Below are 19,883 nucleotides of genomic sequence, written 5' to 3' on the forward strand. Positions count from 1 at the left end.
ATGCCCTTACGGGCACACTACGAACGGAGCCTGTCTCGCATTAATGATGCCCTTACGGGCACACTACGAACGGAGCCTGTCTCGCATTAATGATGCCCTTACGGGCACACTACGAACAAAGGCACACTACGAACAACGCACGCTCACGTTACGGGTATCACCCGTTTGTAGTGACGCCGTCAGGCGTTCAATGTTTCCTTCACCTTATCCACCAAATCCTGATTGGAAAAAGGCTTGTGAATAAAATGAACTTCATCGGTCAACACCCCCCGCTGCCCGATGATATCAGCCGTGTAACCGGACATGTACAACACCTGGACATCCGGATGAAAGAGCCGCAGGCGTTCAAACAGTTCCCGGCCGTTCATTCCCGGCATTATAACGTCAGTAATCAGCAGATCAATCGGCGGCTTGTGCCCTTCCGCCAACGCCAGTGCTTCAGCCGTAGATCCGGCGGTCAGGATCATGTACCCTTGTCGTTCCAGAATACGTCTGGCCAACTTCAGGATAGACGCCTCATCTTCAACAATCAGAACAATAGCGCCCCTGCCTGGGGATATTTCCGCGGAGGCGATTGCCCGGTGTTGACCAGGTTGAACCGTGTGACGGGGCAGAAAAATCCGGAAGGTCGTGCCTGTCATCGGTTCGCTCTCGGCATAGATGTATCCGTTGTTCTGCTTGACGATGCCGTAGACCGTGGCCAGCCCCAGGCCTGAGCCCTCCCCTACCCTCTTGGTGGTAAAAAAAGGCTCAAATAGTTTGACCAGCATGGCCTGGTCCATGCCCCGGCCGTTGTCGCTGATGGACAGGTGAACGTAATCTCCGGGAACCAGGCCATCATAATTGGCGCAGAAGGTTTCGTCGGGGGTCATATTAGCGGTTTCAACGATGATCCGGCCTGCTCCGGTAATAGCTTCACTGGCGTTAACCATAAGATTGGCCATGATCTGATCCACCTGTCCGGGGTCAATATTTATCGGCCACAAACCGGGATACGGATGCCAGACAAGGTCGATATCTTCGCCGGTGATGCGCCGCAGCATCTTGAGCATTCCTTCCACCATGGCATTCAGGTCGAGTACTTCGGGCGTGATCGTCTGTTTGCGGGCAAAAGCCAGGAGTTGTCGCGTGATTTCGGCGGATCGCCGGGCCGCGCCGAGAATTTCCTGTATGTCTTGATGAAACGGATCATCCGGCGCCAGTCCTTCATCGGCCATTTCAGCATGTCCGATAATCACATTGAGCATATTGTTAAAATCATGGGCCACGCCTCCGGCCAGCCGGCCGACGGTTTCCATTTTCTGCGAATGCTGAAGCTGGGTCGTCAGCCGGATATGTTCGGTTATGTCCCTTTTGACGGCAACGAAATTGACGATGCGACCGGCGGCATCATGAACCGGAGAGATGGTGGCGTCCTCGGTAAAAAAAGTGCCGTCCTTGCGACGGTTGATCATGCGGCCCTGCCAGGTCCGGCCGGAGGTGATGGTTGCCCACAGGTTTTCATAAAATACCTGATCCTGCCGGCCGCTCTTCATGATACGCGGATTCTGTCCGACGGCTTCGCGTCGACCATACCCCGTGACCTGCTCAAAGGCCGGGTTGACGTATTGTATGATCCCTTGCGTGTCGGTGATCACGATCATGTCGCCGACCTGATCAATGGCCAGTCGTAATCGGATAAGTTCTTCCTCAGTTTTTTTCTGTTCGCTGATGTCCCGGGCCACGGCCACCAGGCCGACGGGTTGCATCTGCTCGTCATGCATCAGGGCAGTACTCATCCAGGTCAAAAAAACGGACCCATCCTTACGGACATGACCGACTTCACCATGAAAACTGCCCGCGATCCTCACTTTTTCGTTAAATGGCCGGACATGCTCCCTCATCTGTTCTTCGGTATGGAATATGCCGAGATGACGGCCGACAAGATCGGCTGTGTCATAACCGTGCATATCGGCCCAGGCCTTGTTGGTGAAAACGACTTTTCCATCGAGATCGGCCACGGCGAGTCCGTCAATAGTCTGTTCCACGGCGAGTTTCAGCCGGCGCAGTTGTTCTTCCGCTTTTTTCCGTTCGGTGATATCCAGCATGACGCCGACGATTCCGTCGATTTCACCCTTCGCGTCAATAAATGTAGACTTGTAAAAAATGACGTCCCGTTCGGATCCGTCGGCGCCGGGATATTGGAATTCGTATTGCTGCCTGCCGCCGGCGGCAAGCAGTTCCATATCCCGGTCGATGTAAGTCGAGCTGAACTGCTCGGGCCACAGGTCATGGGGCTTCTTGCCGATAATATCGGTTTTGGTTACGCCCGTTATCTTTTCAAAAGCCGGGTTACAGCCCAGATAATCACCGTTTCTGTCCTTAAAAAATACCGGAGCGGGTATGGCATCGAGCAGCGACTCCATCAGCCGCCGCTGTTTTTCGGTTTCATCGGATAATCGCGCCAGTATTTCCCGGTTTTCTTGCAGCTTCTCCTGGTGATCCAGGGCACGGCGCCGCGAGAAGGCCAGGGCGTAACTCATGGCCAGGAGAATGATCAGCACCGCCGTCATCCCCATGGGCATGACGGCGGACGACAGAACCATCCGTTGCCAATCGCGGGCGTCGATATCCAGGCCGAAAACAGCGACCAAGGCTCCTGTATCAGGCTCTCGCAACGGGATCAGGGCTGAAACCCAGCTTCCCCAGCGATCCGATACCGGGCCTTCCACGGATTCCCCGCTGCCGAGAAAGACGCCATGAAATCCAGCCGATGCTTCATCGTATATCTGGCCGGGAGGAGAGTAATCACTTGAGTCGGGCGGTTCGTTATCCACGAAGATAAAAATTTTGCCGTCCGGCCCACGGCCCATCAGATATACAAAGCGGCATTGATCATGAGCCTGCCTGACGGAGGCGAACTGCCGTTTGAGCCTCATGTATGCTGGATTTTCAAGATCGGCTCCGGTACCGGAAAGTGAACGGACCTGTTCCATATCCACCATTGCGGCCGCCAGACGGGCTTGCAGCAACAGGCGCTCGCGCATTTCCCGGTCGGTCTGCCGCACGGTTTCCCAGCCGAACAGAATCCCGGCGATCACCAGAGCCGCGAAGGTAGCAATCAGACCGGAATAAAGGATGGATCGATTCCCGGATGACGTCATCGGTTCTGATTTACCGGCCGGATGGTTGTTGGTCATTATTGCCCCCCCCGTGTGTGGATCTATTTATTAATATAGCTCAGAACAGTCCGGGATCAAACAATAATTATGCGAAAAATCGGCCGCCGATAAATCCGGAGCAACTCCCTACGCCCTGATTAAGTATGATGACAGCACCGCCCTCATCGGACATGGTTAGCCGGTAGAATGCTCTATCGGTATGAACGCGTCTTGATCCTGCAGGTAGGCGGCCGTAATCATCAAATCCATAATCCGGCTTTTGATCCGTCTGATCATATTGTGGTGGGATAGCGGGCGGAATGTAAACACCATCCTGCTTTCGATCATGATCATTTCAAGGGCGGCCTCTTTGCCGAACAGATTTCCAAAGACCGCATCCAACAAAACCCCTTCCCGGAAAAAAAATGTTCCTTTTCTGTTATCTTCCAGAACGACATCCAGCGCGCATGATTTTTCATCCATTTCAATTAATTTCAAAAAACTGGAAATCGAAATCCCGCCAACCGTACCTCCCGGCGGCTTCTCTTTAAGGCTTTTCCGGACGGTATCAAGCAATTCATTGAGCTTAAACGGTTTCCGCATGAAATATAGAAGGCTGTTCGGAAGCATACGGACCACGTTCTCCGTCGCGAAACCCGTCATGGCAATGCACAGGGTTCGGGGATGGTGTTCATTGATATGAGCAAGCAGAGACAAACCGTCGACTCCAGGCATCACCAGGTCCGTAATGACCAGATCGACTTGTTCTTCTTTCAGGATTTGAATGGCTGTCTCTCCGCCATCGGCCGTCATCACGTCAACCTCCTCCCCGAACCTGGATAAAAACATTCTCATGGTATTCAATGCCTGTCGATTGTCATCAACAATCAGGATTCTGTTCATATCCTCACCTCATTAAATGGTTGTTGTCTGCATTTTTCGCCACCAGCGCATTGAACAGGCCTCGTTCCGCGCTCCTGTCCACTGATAATTTCCGTTATTTTTTTTGATAGCTCACCCACGTCAAAGGGCTTCTGAATAAACCCCCGGCATCCGCGGGAAAGGATGTCCCGGGCCTGTTCATTCAGGCTGTACCCGCTGGAAAGCAATACTTTTATATCCGGGTTCATTTCCTTGAGTCTCTCAAATATTACGCCGCCGCTCATTTCCGGCATCAGCATGTCCAGCATAACCAGATCAACATTCTGGCCGCGTTCCCGATAAATATCCATCGCCGCTAATCCGTTCTGAGCCGTAAGGACATGATAGTTCAACCGTTTCAGCAACCGTTCACAAGACTTCAGGACCATCTCCTCATCATCTACGACCAGAATAACCCCCGATCCTTTTTTCACTTCTTCCGGAGGACGCTCGTCATCGCGGACGACGATTTTGTCCGTTGCCGGAAGATAAATTGTAAAAACGGATCCTTGCATCGGCCTGCTGTCTACTTCGATAAAACCGTTATGGTTTTTTATGATGCCGTAAACCGACGAAAGTCCTAATCCGGTGCCTTCCCCGGGCATTTTAGTAGTAAAAAACGGGTCGAATATTTTTCCCATTACGGTCTCATCCATGCCGCAGCCCGTATCCCGGACGGCGATTTTGACATATCTGCCCGGGGGCAAATGATGGGACCTTACGATGCTTTCATCCAACAGAACGTTGGCGGTGCTGACAAATATGTCGCCCGAGCCGGTTTTGGTCATGGCCTGGGCCGCGTTGACGTACAGGTTCATCATGACCTGCTGGAGCTGACTCCTATCGGCTTCCACCGCCCAGAGGCTTTCTCCCAGTTGTTCGTGTATTCGCACGCTTTTGCTGGCACTGCTGAAAATGCGATCTTCGTTGACCACCAGTTCGTTCAGGTCAAGCGGCAAGACCTCATAGGCGCCGCCCCGGGCAAATCCCAGCAGATTCCGGGTCAGAGAAGCGGCCTCCCTGATGGCCAGGCTGATGCTCCTGAGCGGTTCGTAGTCGGGGTCGGACGGCTTCCTGTCCAGCAGCATGGCGGAAACATGCCCCAGAATACTCATCAGATTGTTATTGAAATTGTGGGCGACACCTCCGGCCAGGACGCCGATAGCTTCCATTTTCTGGGCCTGTTGAAGTTGTCGTTCCATGGCTTTCAGCGCATTTTCCGCTTCTTTCAATTCCGTTACATCGATGATGACACCCTCGATGATCTCCCGATTGTCGTCATTATATTTTCTTGCCCAAACGGTGCCATTGAAAACCGATCCATCCCGGCGACGAAGATCCAGAGAGAATCCTTCCACGTGTTTTTCACGCTCCAGCCTGCGGAACATATCCTGTCTCTGCTCCTGTCTGGCATAAATAGCGTCCGTTTCCTTCCCCTGTAAATCTTTCCGGTCATAACCGAACATCTCAAAGAAGCAATTGTTCATCAGAAGAAAACGGCTGTTGTCGCCGATGGTCTGCTGATAAATTCCCACCGGCAGCTTATTCACAAACACCCGGTACCGGTTCTCGGAAGCCGCCAGACGCTCTTTCTGTGCCCGGGATTGAAGATCGACGATATATCCCAGGAAAAGCGCCACGACCAGAATGAAGGGAAGCCGAAGGCAATAGCTGACCGCCATATCCCCCTGCAACAGACCCTGCCGGTATAAAAGCCAGCCGTAAATCATCACAAACAGGACGCTGGCGATAATCAGATTCCGCAGTTCCGAACCCAGGGTGGCCAGACAGACGATTACAAAAAAAATCAGGTACAGATCCGACCCTTCCATTCCGGAGAGATAAATGCCGGTGACTATTAAAACGCAATCCACCAGAACAATGCAGTAGAACACGGCCGGATGGGAGAAAAATCGGTCGGGCAGATAATGAATGATCAGATTGGTGGCCAGATAAAACGCGATAAAGCCATATCCCCACAAGCGGAAATTGTCGCCGGCCGGCGCCAGCACCATGATATAGGCAATGGTAATGATGACCAGTAACCGGCTGAAAAAGACCAGGCGTTTTCGATTCAGTTCCATGGCGTCACCCAGCATTTACCAATATCTATCGTTAGCTATTGAGCGGCAACCGCTTTCCTGTCATCGCTCGGCTTCTGCTGACTCAACCGGGCGATCTGCATTCTGATAAACGTTTCCACGATTTTAGGGTCGAATTTAATTCCGGATAACAGGCGGATTTCCTTGATCGCTTCGAAGACGGCGGGTTTTCCTTTTGTCGCCCCGCTATGAATAAGCGCGTCAAATTCATGCACAACCGCCACGATCCGCGCCGCCAGAGGGATATCCTTGCCCCGTAATTGGTCCGGATAGCCTGAACCGTCCCAGTGCTCATGGTGACTTCGGGCGATTTGCCGGGCGATCTGATAAAAAGGTTTGACGCCCATCATCTCTTCGCCCGCCAAGGTATGGGACTGGAACTTTTTTCTTTCCTTGTCCGTAAGGGGGTCCGTCTTTTTCAGAATGGCGTCACTGACGGCCGCCTTGCCGATATCGTGGACCAGGCTGAACAGACTGATCTTCTGCGCTTCTTCATCGCTCAGCCCGAGTTCTTTGCACAGATCGAAGGCGATGGTGCTGACCCGGTAAATATGTCCCTCGGCTTGATTATCCTTTTTTTCGGCAATACGGGCCATAATGAAAATGGTTTCATCGACGGCTTCTTCCAGGAGGTGGGTTCTGATTTTTACCCGTTCTTCCAGGGTCTGATTCAGATCCGCCAGCTGCGTGTTCTGTTCCACCGTCAGTCGATACAATCGCTTATTTTCGGATACCAGCCGGTATCTGTCAAAGGCCCGGCTGATATCGCTTTTGAGCATTTCCGTTTTCCAGGGTTTGACGATAAAACAGAAAAGCCCCAGGCGATTAATCACTTCGATGGCGATATCCAGACTGGCGTTGCCCGTCAGCAGAATCTGCACCGTATCCGGTTTGATCTCGGAAACTTTTTCCAGGAATTTGACGCCGTCCATTTCCGGCATCATTAAATCGGATGCCACCACGCCGATGTTCTCATGGGTGAGGATCTCCAGCCCCTCCTTCCCGGACGTGGCGGTAAAAATCGGATATCCTTCATTCTGCAACACACGATTAAGACTGGCCAGGATATTCTTTTCATCATCAACGATTAACAGGCCGCTTTGATTATCCATTTTCTCCCCTCCTGTTTTTCAAAAAAAGTTGTTTTCTGATGGTGATACAACCTGCCGCCTTAAAGACGACGTATTTAATGATCCGCTTTCCCTCCTCTAAAAAGCAAGTCACATGCCAATTAGATCTAAAATATTATTATTTATAAAATCAATATTTTATAATAACAGTTGGGGAGTATTACCCGGCTCCGCCGTTCCGCTTTGCAGGATTTGTTCCGCCATACAGAACAAATGGAGAAATCAGGCCGGTTGTCGGAAATATCCGAACATCTTTGTTGCGGTAAAAGGGATAACAGGCGATGGGGTGAAATCCGCTTAACCAATAGAGATTGGTGATTGTTTCGAATGATGAACGGTTATCAATTACTCGGCCGGCAACCGCACCCGGAAGGCAACTCCGGCTTCCGCTTCGCTTACCATTTCCAGGGATCCGTCATGACGCCGGATAACAGCCCTGGCCGGCAGTAAATCAAACCCGGCTTCGGTTCGGTCATCGACCGTAATAAAAGCGAGGTCTCCTGCCCCCGGAGCCGGCCGTCCGGCAGCGATGATTACCGTTATCCGGCCGTTTCCATAAGACGTGGTTATGTTGATTTCGCCGTTCTCCCTCATGGCGTGGGCGGTCTGAAGCAGCAGATTCATAAAGGCCTGATGAATCTGCCCGGGACAGACCCGGGCCATCGGAATACGGTCAAAATGTTTATTGACAACTGCCTTGTATTTCAATTCGTTCCACAAAACATTCAGCACCGACTTCAGACAGTCATTGATGTCGATATCCATCGGATGTCCATCGTCAAATTGGGATACCCGCTGAAGGTCCCTGATCAGGTTCTTCATTCTTTCCAGACCGTCACGGGTTTCATCCAGAAGCGGAAACAGATCTGACAGAACCGTATCCAGAGCTGTTGTCGACCGGTTTTGTTGACCGGAAGATACCTTTTGAGCCCTTTCGTCTGACGGGTCGTTCGTCCGGCCGGTACAAACCGCTTCGCTCAACCGCCGGCAGTAATCCGCCAGAACGGAAAAATTGCCGTCAATAAAACCCAGGGGGTTGTTTATCTCATGAGCGATACCTGGCACGAGCCGGCCAATAGCGGCCGGTACCTGCAGTTCCGCCATTTTTGCGGCAGTCCGGCTGAGCAGGTGATTCAGCGACAGGATTCGATGAGCCGTCCGCAAACTTTTTTTTATCTCCCAAGGCCCGGCCGACCGGGCCAGGACATCATCCACACCCGATGCAAGACAGGCGTTCAGGATGGTTTCATCATCCGGACATCCGGTGACGATGATGTATACACAGCCGGAATGATCACCAATATGGACGCCGCCGGGGAAATCTCTCCGACGGATATGACGGACCAGGGATAAACCATCCAGTCCCGGCATCTGGCAATTCATAATTACCAGTTGATACCCGTCCGACTCGATCCGTTTTTTTGCCGCCAGGGCGTCATGTGCTTGCGCGCATGAAAATACGCAGCCGGTATCTTCCAGAAGGGGGAGGATGGTTTTCCCCTTCTCAATGATCAGCGCTTTCATCGTCTTCTCCATACCCGAGACCGCCTCCTCTATTCATATGTCGTTCCGGGCAACGATTATGCCGTCGGCGCATTCTCCAAATATCGGGTTCGATATGATCCGTCCCGCATTTTGAAGCCTCGCCTCCAGTCGATAGGCATTTTTTCCCGGCGCGGGAGACGGATCAACGACATTAAAATCAAAAGGCGTCCGGCCATTGATCACCTGCAGCACCTGACCGTTCTTAATGATCGTCACTTCGGTCGCATAACTCCGGTTGTCCAATGTGGAGATGCGACCCGATATTTCCGGTGTAATGACACCGGACAGACACTCACCGGAAACAGCCGTCCGACCTCCGACGTTGTTCGTCAACCTGAAATCATCCAGTCGGGGACGGGTTGCACCCTGTTTGATGACGGCATACATACGTCCATGAGCCATGGCGTCCATTACCGCCGATCGGGTCTTCTCTTTTACCAGGAATATGGTCTGATAACGATCCAGTGCTTCGTCCCCGCCGGCACCGTGGAAATCGGCCTCCGCGATCGCCCAGACCGGCCTGTCCCTGAAACCGGCGCAATATTCAAGTAACGTTTCGTCCCAATGCATCCCGGGATTCTGCGCCCTGGCGGTATCCCCGTAAATGGCGGCGAACCCGGTATATCTCCGGGTACGAACCAGCGCCTCCGGATAGGGGTCCGTCTGCATCTGAATCGGACCTAACGGCCTGCCGTTGGTGGAATAATTCGATTCGGGATGACTCCAGAAAACCAGGCCTCCACGGGACTGAACATAATCGATATAATCCTGGTAGGGCGCTTCACCGCGTGGGCCGTGGTAGGGATCATATGCGGAAACGTGAAAAGGATGATAATTGTACAACAACATTACTGCAGTTACGGCGATGGCTATGATTCTCCATCGCCGTCTTTCCCGTCGATATTGCCATATCCCCGCGGTGAAGAAAACGGCCACACCCAGCCAGAGGAGCAGACTTCCGGCGGAAAGGCCGGAAATGCCCGATTTATGAGGAACCGGCAGGTGCTCATAATCCGCGACGGAAAACATGCCGACGGCGATCAATTCCTTGCGATAATCATGGGCCGTTAAACCGCTGGTGACAGGATTGCCGGACCAATAGTAAAACGGTGAGGATTGAACCCCTGGCAACAGAACGACCTCATTCTGTGAAATATTCAGGGCGTGAATCTGATCCAGATAATCCCGGACACCGTTTCGCAGGACGGACGGCAGTTCTTTCCTTACTTTGACCAACCCGCGGAGCGGTGCCAGGCCGTATTCCATGGCGACCCAGTCATGATCCGTCAGCGCCAGCACTTCCACGCCGGAAGCGGAAGCCATGGTAACCAGATCCCCGAGACTGTACTTCCCGGAGCTGAATGTGGAGTGGACATGGATGACGCCCGGGATCTGCCGGTATTCAAGCGCTTCGGCTTGCGCCGGAGCACCCACCAGGAAACCGATTCCGGTAATCAGCAGGACTGCGATGGAGAATAAAATCCGGCGGCGCATATGTTTTCCTTTCGTCATCCGCGGTGTTTCAGGCGACCCGTCGAACTTCATCGCAATGATCCGAATAAATAGCCTCCAGGGTTCGCATCGCGTCGAGCACTTCCATGGGGTTATATCCGAAACCGTTTTTGTAGGCGGCAAACTGCACTCCGATGGAATAACCGGTGTACTCACTGCCGCCTTTCCAGACGACGGACCCCTTGATTGACAGGCTGGGACCGTGCGGCAGATACAGATAAACCGTCACCTTATCACCGAGATTAAGCTTTTCATCATCATCAAAGCACAGCCCGCCCTTACTGATATTGGCCAGCTCTTTCCGGGGGCTTAAGTGACTGATCATCTTCCAGACACCTCCCCGCTGATAACGGACATAAGCGCCGGGAATTTGAAACCGATGACATCGCCTTTTTTCCAGATTGTTTTTCATGGTTCCCTCCTCATTGTAAGGTTGGTTTGGTTTCGAAAACGTTTACTTTCTAAAGAGCAATCCATATGCCAATCGGACGGAAATTTTTTATTCAAAGATATCAATATGTTTAAATGAATCCTGAGTGAGGGACATTAATCGGCATGTTCTCCGCCGCAGGAATTGTTCTGCATAGCGGAACATTTCGGACCATTTCTTTAAATACAGATATTCTCCTGCCTTCAAATCCGATTCGGATTCAATCGTGCATCAGTAAAAAAATCGGCAGGCATATGGATTATGCCTGCCGATGAAAATAGGATTCATGTTATGTTGTCGTCTGGTTTATCGATATCATTTTACCTTGACATATGGGTTGTTGATAAACGGTTTTATCATGATACCGTCGGTCGTATATCCGCCTACCCCGATTTTCGATAAGTTGAAATCGCCGTAAGCATAAGATAATGCATTGGATGGCCCGGCGCCCTGGTTTACCGCACGTTTATAATCCGGCAGGAGCGCTTTACGGAATGAAAACGACGAGGAATTTATCTGGATCGGTGGCTGATCGGGATCAATCGTTGCGGCCACTAACTGATTTAACGTTATCCAACTGCTGCTGTCCGGTCTGCTGTTCGTGTATGCGATCAACACCTCTCCGGAGTCAAGGATCGTGTAAGGAATCGTAGCGTAAACTTCGACAATGCCCGGCTGTTCCGAACCTTCGATCGTCGATGTGTCGACAAAATCGACCGAAACAAAATCATTGTCAGCGGCACCGTTTGATTTCACAAAACCGATAACTTCAGTGTACTTTATTTTCTGTATCGATTCTGAAGGAGATGAAGGACCGGCCGGGATGGTCATGTTGTCGTCGGAGAGGAGATAGTTTCCATCCAGGGAAAGGATTAAGCTGTCTTCATTTAGACAATATTTGAAATTAAAGACAATACCACTAATGGCTCCAGCGTTATTGATGGAAAGAGGACAGGTCAGCACGCTATCGCCGCAATTGAACACCGAAAACTCATCGGCGGAGAGCAAGCCGTCGCCGACGACCGATTGATTAAAAACGATCCCTTGTTGTAATGATACATAATTATTGTTTTCACCCATCCCGATTATGGCTCCGACGATGTCACCGGAGTTGTTAATTCCGGTGGCGAATGCGGATACTGTTTCCTTGTATCCTGAAACCGGCATTGATGGCTGCGCGCAACCGTTGTCGTTGAATCCGAAGATGACTTTCGGGGTATTCCATGGCTTGTCGGCGATAAACGGCAGGGAGACAATTGGTGCCTTGGGATCAACGGTCGTAAAGATAACACTGCCGACAATAGTATCGTGATCGTTGATATCAAAGGGGAGAAAAAGATGGTCGATCAACCACCCGTCACTTTTCAGCTTTTCCAGCGAATAAACAACACCGTTGACCTCTGCCTGAACAGGGGCATAGACGGTCGTTGACGTGGACGGACTGTTCACATCCGAACAGATCAGACCGTTAATGGGGGGGATCTGTTTTTTCGACATGCAAAAATTCAAATACTCTTCAAAAACAGAATTTCCCGCCAATCCTACGGCAAAACCGTTATTGTTGCACCGCATCAGAAAAGACGATTCCGCCTGGCCGGATGAATTCGTGTAAGAGGTGGTAATAATGTCGGCAAACGCCGCCGGGGAAACGACCAGCAGGTACAGGAGGGTCGTCACCAGAACATTACGAACGAAAATAAAATGTATTAATGTTTTTTTCATTTCATCTTCTCCTAAATTTTACTGGTTTAGTCATTATTTTTGTTACGGACCACCGGAGCGATACCCGAAACAAAATGGTCTGTCTTCATTACTTGTCCGTCTTAGCAATCATCATGCCAAAACAAGTAAATAAATATAACGAAATAATAACAGATAGTTATTAAAAAGAATGGAAGTTAGTGCGCTTTTATTTGTTCTGCCGGACAGATCGATATTGCGTGGTGCAGAATTTTCTTCTATGGGTGAGGATACGAAGATTGTCGGAATTTTATAATTATATTAAGTAATAATAATCATGAATATTGTTATAGTATAAGAAGGCAATAGTAATTATATGATATGTAAGATTCGCAGGGATAATACGGATATCGCCGGTAAGACTTAAGTTTGCGCATTGTACCGCGGTTCAGGACATGTACCGTCTGACAGCTCATCATCCGGTGAAGGCATGAAATCAGGATATAATAAATCTGTAAAATAAAAGGCGCGGCATACACTCGCGAAAAAAATCTGGGGAAACCGAGTTAATCGGAATTCTGAATACGATATTTTTTCAATAGGGTATAAAGACGGGAGCGGGAAAGACCGGAAATGCGGCAGGACTCGGACACGGCGCCGCTGGTGACGCGCATCAAATCTACAAGGTAATTCTTTTCGGCGTGAGCCACGGCATCATCACGGAACTTCTTAAGACTGGGCAGGACCGGCTGAATACTTTCCGATTTTTCCGCTGACTCGGTACCGCTCACGTTCTGCCGGGCCTGGTGGACACGAATGTCATCCGGCAGATACCGGCTGTACAGCATGGGAGCAAATCGTGCTACGCTCAAAGCGCTTTCAATGGCGCTGATCAGTTCCCGGACGTTTCCAGGCCAGGAATAAGCCGCCAGGGTCTCAAAAAAATCCGGGGAAACGCTTTTGACCTCAATCCCTTCCCGTTCACAGAAGGCTTTAATGCAGTTGGTGGCCAGCTCCCGGTAATCGGTTCCCCGTTGACGGAGTGGCGGCAATTTTATGGCAAAGGTGCGGATGCGATAGAGCAGATCTCCGCGGAATTTTCCTTCATCGACCATCCTTTCCAAGTCACGGTTGGTGGCGGCAACCAGTCGGAAACGGCATTCGATCTCTTTTTCCGAACCGACCGGACGAACGCGTTTTTCCTGAAGCGCCCGCAGAAAACTTTTCTGAAGATCCAGAGACAACTCGCCGACCTCATCTAAAAAAAGCGTTCCGCCGTCGGCTTCCCGGATCAGTCCCTTGCGATCCCGGTCGGCGCCGGTAAAGGCGCCTTTAACATGACCGAACAGAATACTTTCCGCCAGGGTTTCCGAAAGGGAGGCGCAATCCACGGGCACAAAACTTTTATCCGCCCAGCGACTGTTATAATGGATGGCCCGCGCAAAAAGTTCTTTACCGGTACCGGTTTCTCCGGTCAGCAGTACGGTAACTTCGGAGGCCGAAGCCAGGGCCGCTTTTTCCAGACAATCCGTGATCGCCGGACTGGAACCGATGATGTATTCCCGTTTCATGACCAGTGGTTTCCGGGCCAGATTCTTCTGCTCGCGGAATTGGAGGGCGCGTCGGATATGAAGAATGAGTTGTTCCATCACCGGCGGCTTTTCCACGTAAGCCCAGGCGCCGCTACGGGTCGCCATTTCCGCGCCGTCCGGGTCCCCCTGTCCGGTAATGATCATCACCTCCGGCTCCCCCGGAGTTCTGAGAATGCCTGGCACCGCTTCCAGTCCGTTGCCGTCGGGAAGCCGGACATCCAGCAGGACCAGATCAAATCGGCCGTTCCGGATTTTTTCCATGCCCTCCGCAAGCGTCTGCGCCTGATCGGATAGATGGTCCATCCGTAATATAGCCCTCGAAAAGAGGCGGCATATGCTCTCGTCATCATCAATAATCAGTATTTCCGCCATTTCTTCTCCCTGTATTCCATTACGGAATTGTTATTCATCCAAAAGTTCCCGGATCTTCCCCACCAGTACCTTCGGTGCAAAAGGCTTGTTAAGAAAAGCGAACCCTTCATCCCGAATCCCCTCGTAAAGCGCGCTGTCCGTATAACCGGACATGCACAGCACCTTCAATTCCGGCCTCATCTCCCGCAATGTTTTCGCGAGTTCCAGCCCGTTTATGCCCGGCATGATCATATCCGTCAGCAGCAATTTTACGGGTTTCCCGGTGGTTTTGAACAGGTGAATCGCCTCCTGACCGTTGGCGGCCGCTATGACATTGTACCCATAACGTTTCAGCATCATTTCCACGATTTTTCTGACTCTGTCCTCGTCCTCCGTCAACAAAATGGTTTCGGTTCCGTACAGGCTGACCTCCTTGCCGGAGTCATTTCCCCCTTTGGAAATGTGTTTTGTGTCGACCGGAAGAAATATCTTAACCGTGGTCCCTTTTCCGGGTTCGCTATAAATAAGAATATTCCCCTGGTTCTGCTTGACGATCCCGTAAACCGTGGATAGACCCAGACCGGTCCCCTTGCCTTTTTCCTTGGTGGTAAAGAACGGTTCAAAAACCTGTTCCTGGATGTCGCGGGGAATGCCGGTTCCGTTGTCGCTCATGCTGAACAGAACATACTCTCCGGGGATAAGCTCGACCGGGCTGACATGATCATCTTCGTTCAACTCGACATTGATCGTCTGGATGATCAGCCGCCCACCTTCAGGCATGGCATCCCGCGCATTGACAGCCAGGTTCATGATGATCTGTTCCACCTGGCCGGGGTCCATATTCACCATTTTGAGGCCCGGAGACAGCATCAACTCCAGTTTAATGTTCTCTCCGATAAGACGCTTGAGCATTTTTTCCGTTTCCCTGATTTTCATGTTCAGGTTCAGGATTTCCGGATGACGGCTCTGCTTGCGGCTGAATGCCAACAACTGCCGGGTAAGGTTGGAAGCTCTGTCGGCGGCGTCCTTGATCTCCCTGATTACCTCATACGATGGATCTTCCTTTTTCAGGTCCATGAGAGCAAAATCGGCATTACCGATGATGGTCGTAAGGAGATTGTTAAAATCATGCGCGATGCCGCTGGCCAGGCGGCCGATGCTTTCCATTTTCTGGGCGTGCATGAACTGGGCCTCGATGGATTCCTGACGGGTGATATCCTGACATACCAGCAACCGTTCACCGCTTTCAAGCGGGATCCGAAAAATAAGAATGGTTTTCGCGGCACCATCTTTGCAAGTCACCGTGTATTTATGGTTGAAAGCGCTTTCCCGCGTTCCCACGGTACCTCTTTCCTTCCAGGATTCCAGGATCTGTTGTCGGTATTCAAAATCGGGGAACGCGGCGGCATACCATTCCTCTTCAGTGGCGACGTTATTTGCCGTATATCCGAATATCTCCGAAAATCCGGAATTGATGTAGACAATCCGCCCGGTATCATCAACAAGCAGAACGCCCAGCGGAAAAGCCTCTACCAGAATACGAAATTTTTCTTTTTCCCTGCCCAGCGCTTCTTCGGATTGTTTCAGGCTGGTAATATCATCTCCCACAAAAACGATATTTTTAAGATTTCCCTGGTTATCCCGGATCGAATCGAAATTCCCTTCAATGTAATGAACCTGCCCATTCTTGTCCAGAGACCGGTATTTAAGGCCATAAATTCTGTCGATCTCTCCAGCTAAACCTCTGGCAAGAATATTGGTCAGATGATCGATTTCCTGAGGATGGATAAAGTCAAAACCGGAAGCCCCCAGAAGTTCATCAGATGAAAAGCCCAGCAGCCGCTCATGAGAAGGGCTGGCGTATTCATACCGTCCTTCCTTATTGAAAACAGCGATAAGGGAATTGGTGCTCTCCATGAACAGTCGCATCTTTTCATCACTCTGTTGCCAGTTCTTTTTCACGCGATCACTCTCCCCTTGGCCGAACCCGGATTCTTGTGAAGAAGGATGGAATCCCTTTCAACAATTAAATTACAGCGATATTTTACAGGGAAAACCTTCGGTTAGTCAATTTCTTAAACTGCGTACCCGGGAAAATAATTGACACCTCGAATCGGTCTTGTTATGGATATCAGCGCAAAAAGGCCTTTATACATATCATCTTTTCCCCCTGTATCCCTCATAAAGGATCAAGGAAACATCTCGTTACCGATGGGGGAAACCTTTTTGACGCAAGGGTTGATGAAAACATAATCGGCATGAGTTATGGAGAACGATTTTAAATATTTTCGCACGAACAACGGCGGGCGTGTTCACGCAGCACCGGCGGTAGACGAATCGTGGATTCTGACTATCTGGAACCGTTATGTAGATTCCGCAAAATACGGTTCCGTCCTGGTCGACCTGTCGGAAACGAATCCGGCCGGCAAAGCGGTCATCAAGGTCTATGTGTCGCGACGCCGGGGAAATATCCCGCGGCGATTGAAAACGAGCCGGGCCGCCCACGAAGGGCGCGGCTACCTGGCCTTTGCCCGGGCCGGGATCCCGGTGGTTCCGCTGCTGTTCTGGGGGGAAAAACGACACCTGGCCCTGTTTGAGGCCGGCGCGGTGGCCACCCTGCACATGGCCGCTGACACCGTGTCGGAAGCCTTTCGGAAAACCGCTGATGATAAGCTTCTGCACCGTGCCGCCGCGGCCCTTGGCGCCATCCACCGGGCCGGCCTGGTCCATGGGGACCCCCGGACCAGGAATTTTCTGGTGGACGGCCCCCGGCTCACGGTCATCGACCTGCCCTCCTGGTCGCGCTTTTCTCGCCGGTCGCAGCGGAACGACCTGATGCGTTTCCTGGGTTCGGCGGCCCTGCTGACCGGGGAAATCAAAAAAACAGAAACGCTGCTTGATATCTACGTCAACAAAGGACGGCCTCTGCCGGTCGGCCGGCGCAAACTGCTGGAGATGGCGGACCGTTACCGCAAGGAGATGCGATTGCCATGAATGAACTCAAAGTGATCGGGGGGCGACGCTCCCACGACGTACTCAAAAACGTGCTGGAGAGCCGGCCGGCCGCTGGAGTGCTGGACGCGCCGGCGGGCACCGGGGTCATCGCCCAGTTTCTGCGGGACCGGGGCTGGAAAGTCCATTGCTGCGATATCGATCCGGGCAATTTTGAGGCCCGGGGCTTTCCCTTTACCCGGGCCAACCTGAACCGCAACATTCCCCTGCCGGACGCCGGCTTCGACGCCGTGGTCTGCGCCAACGGCCTGCACCGGCTTTTCAATCCCGGCGGGGCCATCGCCGAGTTCCACCGCGTCCTGCGGCCCGGCGGCGCCCTCTACATAACGGTCAACAATTACGCCTCGATCCAGAAGCGCCTGCGGTTTTTCTTTTACGGCTCCATCACCAACACGATTAATGAGAGCCGCTATCACCAGACCATCCAGGACCCGGAGGCTAATTTCCGGAACACCCTCTTTTATCCGCAACTCGCCGCCCTGCTGGAGGACGCCGGATTCCGCATCGTCCAGGTGCGCGCGGCCAGCGTCAAGATGAGCCATCGCCTGCTGACGCCCCTGGCCTGGCTGGTGCGGCTGGGCACCCTCTTCATCGGGCCGACGCCGTCCCGCCGGAACCGCCTGTCCATGACGGCCTCAGGGGCCATCTGCCCCGGCGGCAAGTATCTTTTTATTGAAGCGGTGAAAGAAACATAAAATTGATGACGGTGCAAGGTGAAGGGCTCAGGGTATAAGGTTCAAGGTGCAGGGTTAAAGTAACTATCGGTAACAGAAGGCGTAAGGTTGCCGCGGGTCAAAGCAGAGCGGGCAGGCATCCGGCAGAACTTCCAGATCAGCCATAAGGGCATCGAATCCTTCCGGGCCGCACCCGGTCCGGACGTAGTCGAGGATCTCCACCGCCGCCAGCACGGCCGTTGAAAAGCGGCTGTTGAAGGTGGTCTCCCGGCCGTCCAGGAACAGATAATGGCCGGAAAAACAGACCTTTTCTTTGGGACGACAGGCGGCCAGGCGGATGAAGTCTTTAATGTCATCAAAAGAAAAATACTCCATACGCTCCCGGATATAATCGTGCCGGAGGATGAAGGGCAGCCTCGCCCCTGCCTGCCGCATGGCCCGATTTAAAGCGCGGCGCCGCAGATTAAGTTTGACGATGCCGATGTCGCACAGGAAAGAGACCGGGAAACTCAAGTAATAGAGGATGGTTTTGAATCCACCCTTATAAGTCGGCTTCAGCGGGAAACAGGCGTCGTTGCCGCCGGTGGCGATGGAGCCGCCGAAATCCATGATGTTGGCATTGGCTTCCATCAGCCAGGACGCCAGGGGCAGGATGGCCGGCACGTTGCGCCAGGGGGAAAAGGGAGCGGCATTGCCGATCGAAGTCCAGGACCGGGGGGGAACGTGTTTCGCCAGGCAGCGGTACATGACATTTTTCCCGGGTGGCAGGCCCAACAGTTGCGCGCAGCGGGCATCCACCGCCAGAATATCAGCCCCGGCGATGATGGTGTGAGGCTTGGCGAAAATGGCTTTCATCTTCACGCCCATCCAGCCGTCGGCCGCGGAATAGGCCGTTACAATGGAAAAATGGACCGGAAAATCATGAATATGAAGAGCGGTCCACGGCCCCACCCGGCGGCGGCAATGATAGGCCCGAACCTTGTCCTGTTCCGGCAGGCAACCGTAAACATTCTTTACGGCGGCCGTATAGTATGAATAAAAGTGGCTCTTTAAACCTGAAAAACTGACACGAAAATCCGCCTCCATCCAGCATTTTCCGGCCGGTGCGGTTTTGCCCCCGAAATCATGGGGAACGGACTCAAGGGTCAGGTCCACCAGCGGCACCCGCGCGTCCACTCCCCCTCCCTGGACGGGGATATCCACCCGGGACTCGTCCCGGTAGTCGGCCACGGCCGCCTCGTCCACATATCCGGCCCGGGCCGCCACCTGGGCCACGGACCGGTTTTCAAACCAGTTGCCATAAAGATTGCCGCTCTCCACCAGGGCCAGGCGGGTGTAGCCTGCGGCCAGCAGCAGGCGCAGCAGGTGAATTACGAAAAAAGGATCGGTATAGGTGCCGATGTCCGCCCGGCGCAGCATCATGGAGATGTTGGGCTTGATGACGATGGAAAAATCCGCCCGGGACTTGCCGGAGGTCTGGCGTGCCTGTTCCAGGGCTTCAAAAAAACGGGCCTCCTTCAGGGTCCGTTCAAACAGGGCGTAACGGTCCCCTTCATGGTCCGTGAAGGCTGCCACGATGTTGTCGTTGCCGGCCTCGCCCTTCTTCCTGTCTGCCTTCATATGAATTCCTGCCTGCAGCTATAATCGCATCATGTCAACATGGAGGTCTGAACAGGCTGTCCAACAGCCTGTCGTTTGAGCCCCCGTTTTTATGGTTAAAAATTACAATTTTTTTTCTTTAAAAACCAGTCAAAAATCAAATTATATGCTTGATTTTATTGAAAATACGTTATA

The 19,883-nt window shown here is 52.3% G+C and carries 13 protein-coding genes; 2 read left to right on the plus strand and 11 right to left on the minus strand.

Features of this window, described 5'->3' with window-relative positions; translation table 11 throughout:
• Nucleotides 1-179: 179 nt before the first annotated feature.
• The 10 genes from AB1724_19715 to AB1724_19760 form a co-directional block, all read right to left on the minus strand.
• Nucleotides 180-3,179 carry a PAS domain S-box protein gene (locus AB1724_19715; protein MEW6080045.1) on the minus strand — a complete coding sequence of 1,000 codons (3,000 nt, stop codon included), beginning with the start codon at nucleotides 3,177-3,179 and terminating at the stop codon, nucleotides 180-182.
• A 156-nt stretch (nucleotides 3,180-3,335) separates the two neighbouring features.
• Entirely contained in the window at nucleotides 3,336-4,043 is a 708-nt protein-coding gene (locus AB1724_19720; GenBank protein ID MEW6080046.1) for a response regulator, read from the minus strand.
• Nucleotides 4,040-6,145 carry a response regulator gene (locus AB1724_19725; GenBank protein ID MEW6080047.1) on the minus strand — a complete coding sequence of 702 codons (2,106 nt, stop codon included), beginning with the start codon at nucleotides 6,143-6,145 and terminating at the stop codon, nucleotides 4,040-4,042. Before AB1724_19725 ends, AB1724_19720 begins: the two co-directional genes overlap by 4 nt.
• A gap of 35 nt (nucleotides 6,146-6,180) precedes the next feature.
• Nucleotides 6,181-7,275, minus strand: a complete 1,095-nt coding sequence (locus tag AB1724_19730) for an HD domain-containing phosphohydrolase (GenBank protein ID MEW6080048.1) — start codon at nucleotides 7,273-7,275, stop codon at nucleotides 6,181-6,183.
• 363 nt (nucleotides 7,276-7,638) lie between these two features.
• Nucleotides 7,639-8,829, minus strand: coding sequence for a response regulator (locus AB1724_19735; protein MEW6080049.1), 1,191 nt, complete (start codon nucleotides 8,827-8,829; stop codon nucleotides 7,639-7,641).
• 21 nt (nucleotides 8,830-8,850) lie between these two features.
• Nucleotides 8,851-10,332 carry a hypothetical protein gene (locus tag AB1724_19740; GenBank protein ID MEW6080050.1) on the minus strand — a complete coding sequence of 494 codons (1,482 nt, stop codon included), beginning with the start codon at nucleotides 10,330-10,332 and terminating at the stop codon, nucleotides 8,851-8,853.
• A 28-nt stretch (nucleotides 10,333-10,360) separates the two neighbouring features.
• Nucleotides 10,361-10,762 (minus strand): PilZ domain-containing protein, encoded by a 402-nt coding sequence (locus tag AB1724_19745; protein ID MEW6080051.1) that lies wholly within the window; start codon nucleotides 10,760-10,762, stop codon nucleotides 10,361-10,363.
• 333 nt (nucleotides 10,763-11,095) lie between these two features.
• Nucleotides 11,096-12,502, minus strand: a complete 1,407-nt coding sequence (locus AB1724_19750) for a hypothetical protein (protein MEW6080052.1) — start codon at nucleotides 12,500-12,502, stop codon at nucleotides 11,096-11,098.
• 524 nt (nucleotides 12,503-13,026) lie between these two features.
• Nucleotides 13,027-14,424: a sigma-54 dependent transcriptional regulator gene (locus AB1724_19755; protein ID MEW6080053.1), complete on the minus strand. Its 1,398-nt coding sequence runs from the start codon at nucleotides 14,422-14,424 to the stop codon at nucleotides 13,027-13,029.
• A gap of 30 nt (nucleotides 14,425-14,454) precedes the next feature.
• Nucleotides 14,455-16,365: a PAS domain S-box protein gene (locus tag AB1724_19760; GenBank protein MEW6080054.1), complete on the minus strand. Its 1,911-nt coding sequence runs from the start codon at nucleotides 16,363-16,365 to the stop codon at nucleotides 14,455-14,457.
• Between the two features lie 303 nt (nucleotides 16,366-16,668).
• On the opposite strand from AB1724_19760, the gene AB1724_19765 reads away from it, so the two are divergent.
• Entirely contained in the window at nucleotides 16,669-17,397 is a 729-nt protein-coding gene (locus AB1724_19765) for a lipopolysaccharide core heptose(II) kinase RfaY (protein MEW6080055.1), read from the plus strand.
• Nucleotides 17,394-18,110 (plus strand): class I SAM-dependent methyltransferase, encoded by a 717-nt coding sequence (locus AB1724_19770; GenBank protein ID MEW6080056.1) that lies wholly within the window; start codon nucleotides 17,394-17,396, stop codon nucleotides 18,108-18,110. Before AB1724_19765 ends, AB1724_19770 begins: the two co-directional genes overlap by 4 nt.
• A gap of 63 nt (nucleotides 18,111-18,173) precedes the next feature.
• On the opposite strand, the gene AB1724_19775 is transcribed toward AB1724_19770, so the two are convergent.
• Entirely contained in the window at nucleotides 18,174-19,709 is a 1,536-nt protein-coding gene (locus tag AB1724_19775; protein ID MEW6080057.1) for a DUF362 domain-containing protein, read from the minus strand.
• Nucleotides 19,710-19,883: the final 174 nt, after the last annotated feature.

The organism is Thermodesulfobacteriota bacterium (assembly GCA_040753795.1).
Lineage (GTDB): Bacteria > Desulfobacterota > Desulfobacteria > Desulfobacterales > Desulfosudaceae > JBFMDX01.

What these genes read in the sequence shown, in the direction of transcription:
- AB1724_19715 (MEW6080045.1), bottom strand. Translation starts at nt 3,179, where the DNA reads ATGACCAACAACCATCCGGCCGGTAAATCAGAACCGATGACGTCATCC.
- AB1724_19720 (MEW6080046.1), bottom strand. Translation starts at nt 4,043, where the DNA reads ATGAACAGAATCCTGATTGTTGATGACAATCGACAGGCATTGAATACC.
- AB1724_19725 (MEW6080047.1), bottom strand. Translation starts at nt 6,145, where the DNA reads ATGGAACTGAATCGAAAACGCCTGGTCTTTTTCAGCCGGTTACTGGTC.
- AB1724_19730 (MEW6080048.1), bottom strand. Translation starts at nt 7,275, where the DNA reads ATGGATAATCAAAGCGGCCTGTTAATCGTTGATGATGAAAAGAATATC.
- AB1724_19735 (MEW6080049.1), bottom strand. Translation starts at nt 8,829, where the DNA reads ATGGAGAAGACGATGAAAGCGCTGATCATTGAGAAGGGGAAAACCATC.
- AB1724_19740 (MEW6080050.1), bottom strand. Translation starts at nt 10,332, where the DNA reads ATGCGCCGCCGGATTTTATTCTCCATCGCAGTCCTGCTGATTACCGGA.
- AB1724_19745 (MEW6080051.1), bottom strand. Translation starts at nt 10,762, where the DNA reads ATGAAAAACAATCTGGAAAAAAGGCGATGTCATCGGTTTCAAATTCCC.
- AB1724_19750 (MEW6080052.1), bottom strand. Translation starts at nt 12,502, where the DNA reads ATGAAAAAAACATTAATACATTTTATTTTCGTTCGTAATGTTCTGGTG.
- AB1724_19755 (MEW6080053.1), bottom strand. Translation starts at nt 14,424, where the DNA reads ATGGCGGAAATACTGATTATTGATGATGACGAGAGCATATGCCGCCTC.
- AB1724_19765 (MEW6080055.1), top strand. Translation starts at nt 16,669, where the DNA reads ATGGAGAACGATTTTAAATATTTTCGCACGAACAACGGCGGGCGTGTT.
- AB1724_19770 (MEW6080056.1), top strand. Translation starts at nt 17,394, where the DNA reads ATGAATGAACTCAAAGTGATCGGGGGGCGACGCTCCCACGACGTACTC.
- AB1724_19775 (MEW6080057.1), bottom strand. Translation starts at nt 19,709, where the DNA reads ATGAAGGCAGACAGGAAGAAGGGCGAGGCCGGCAACGACAACATCGTG.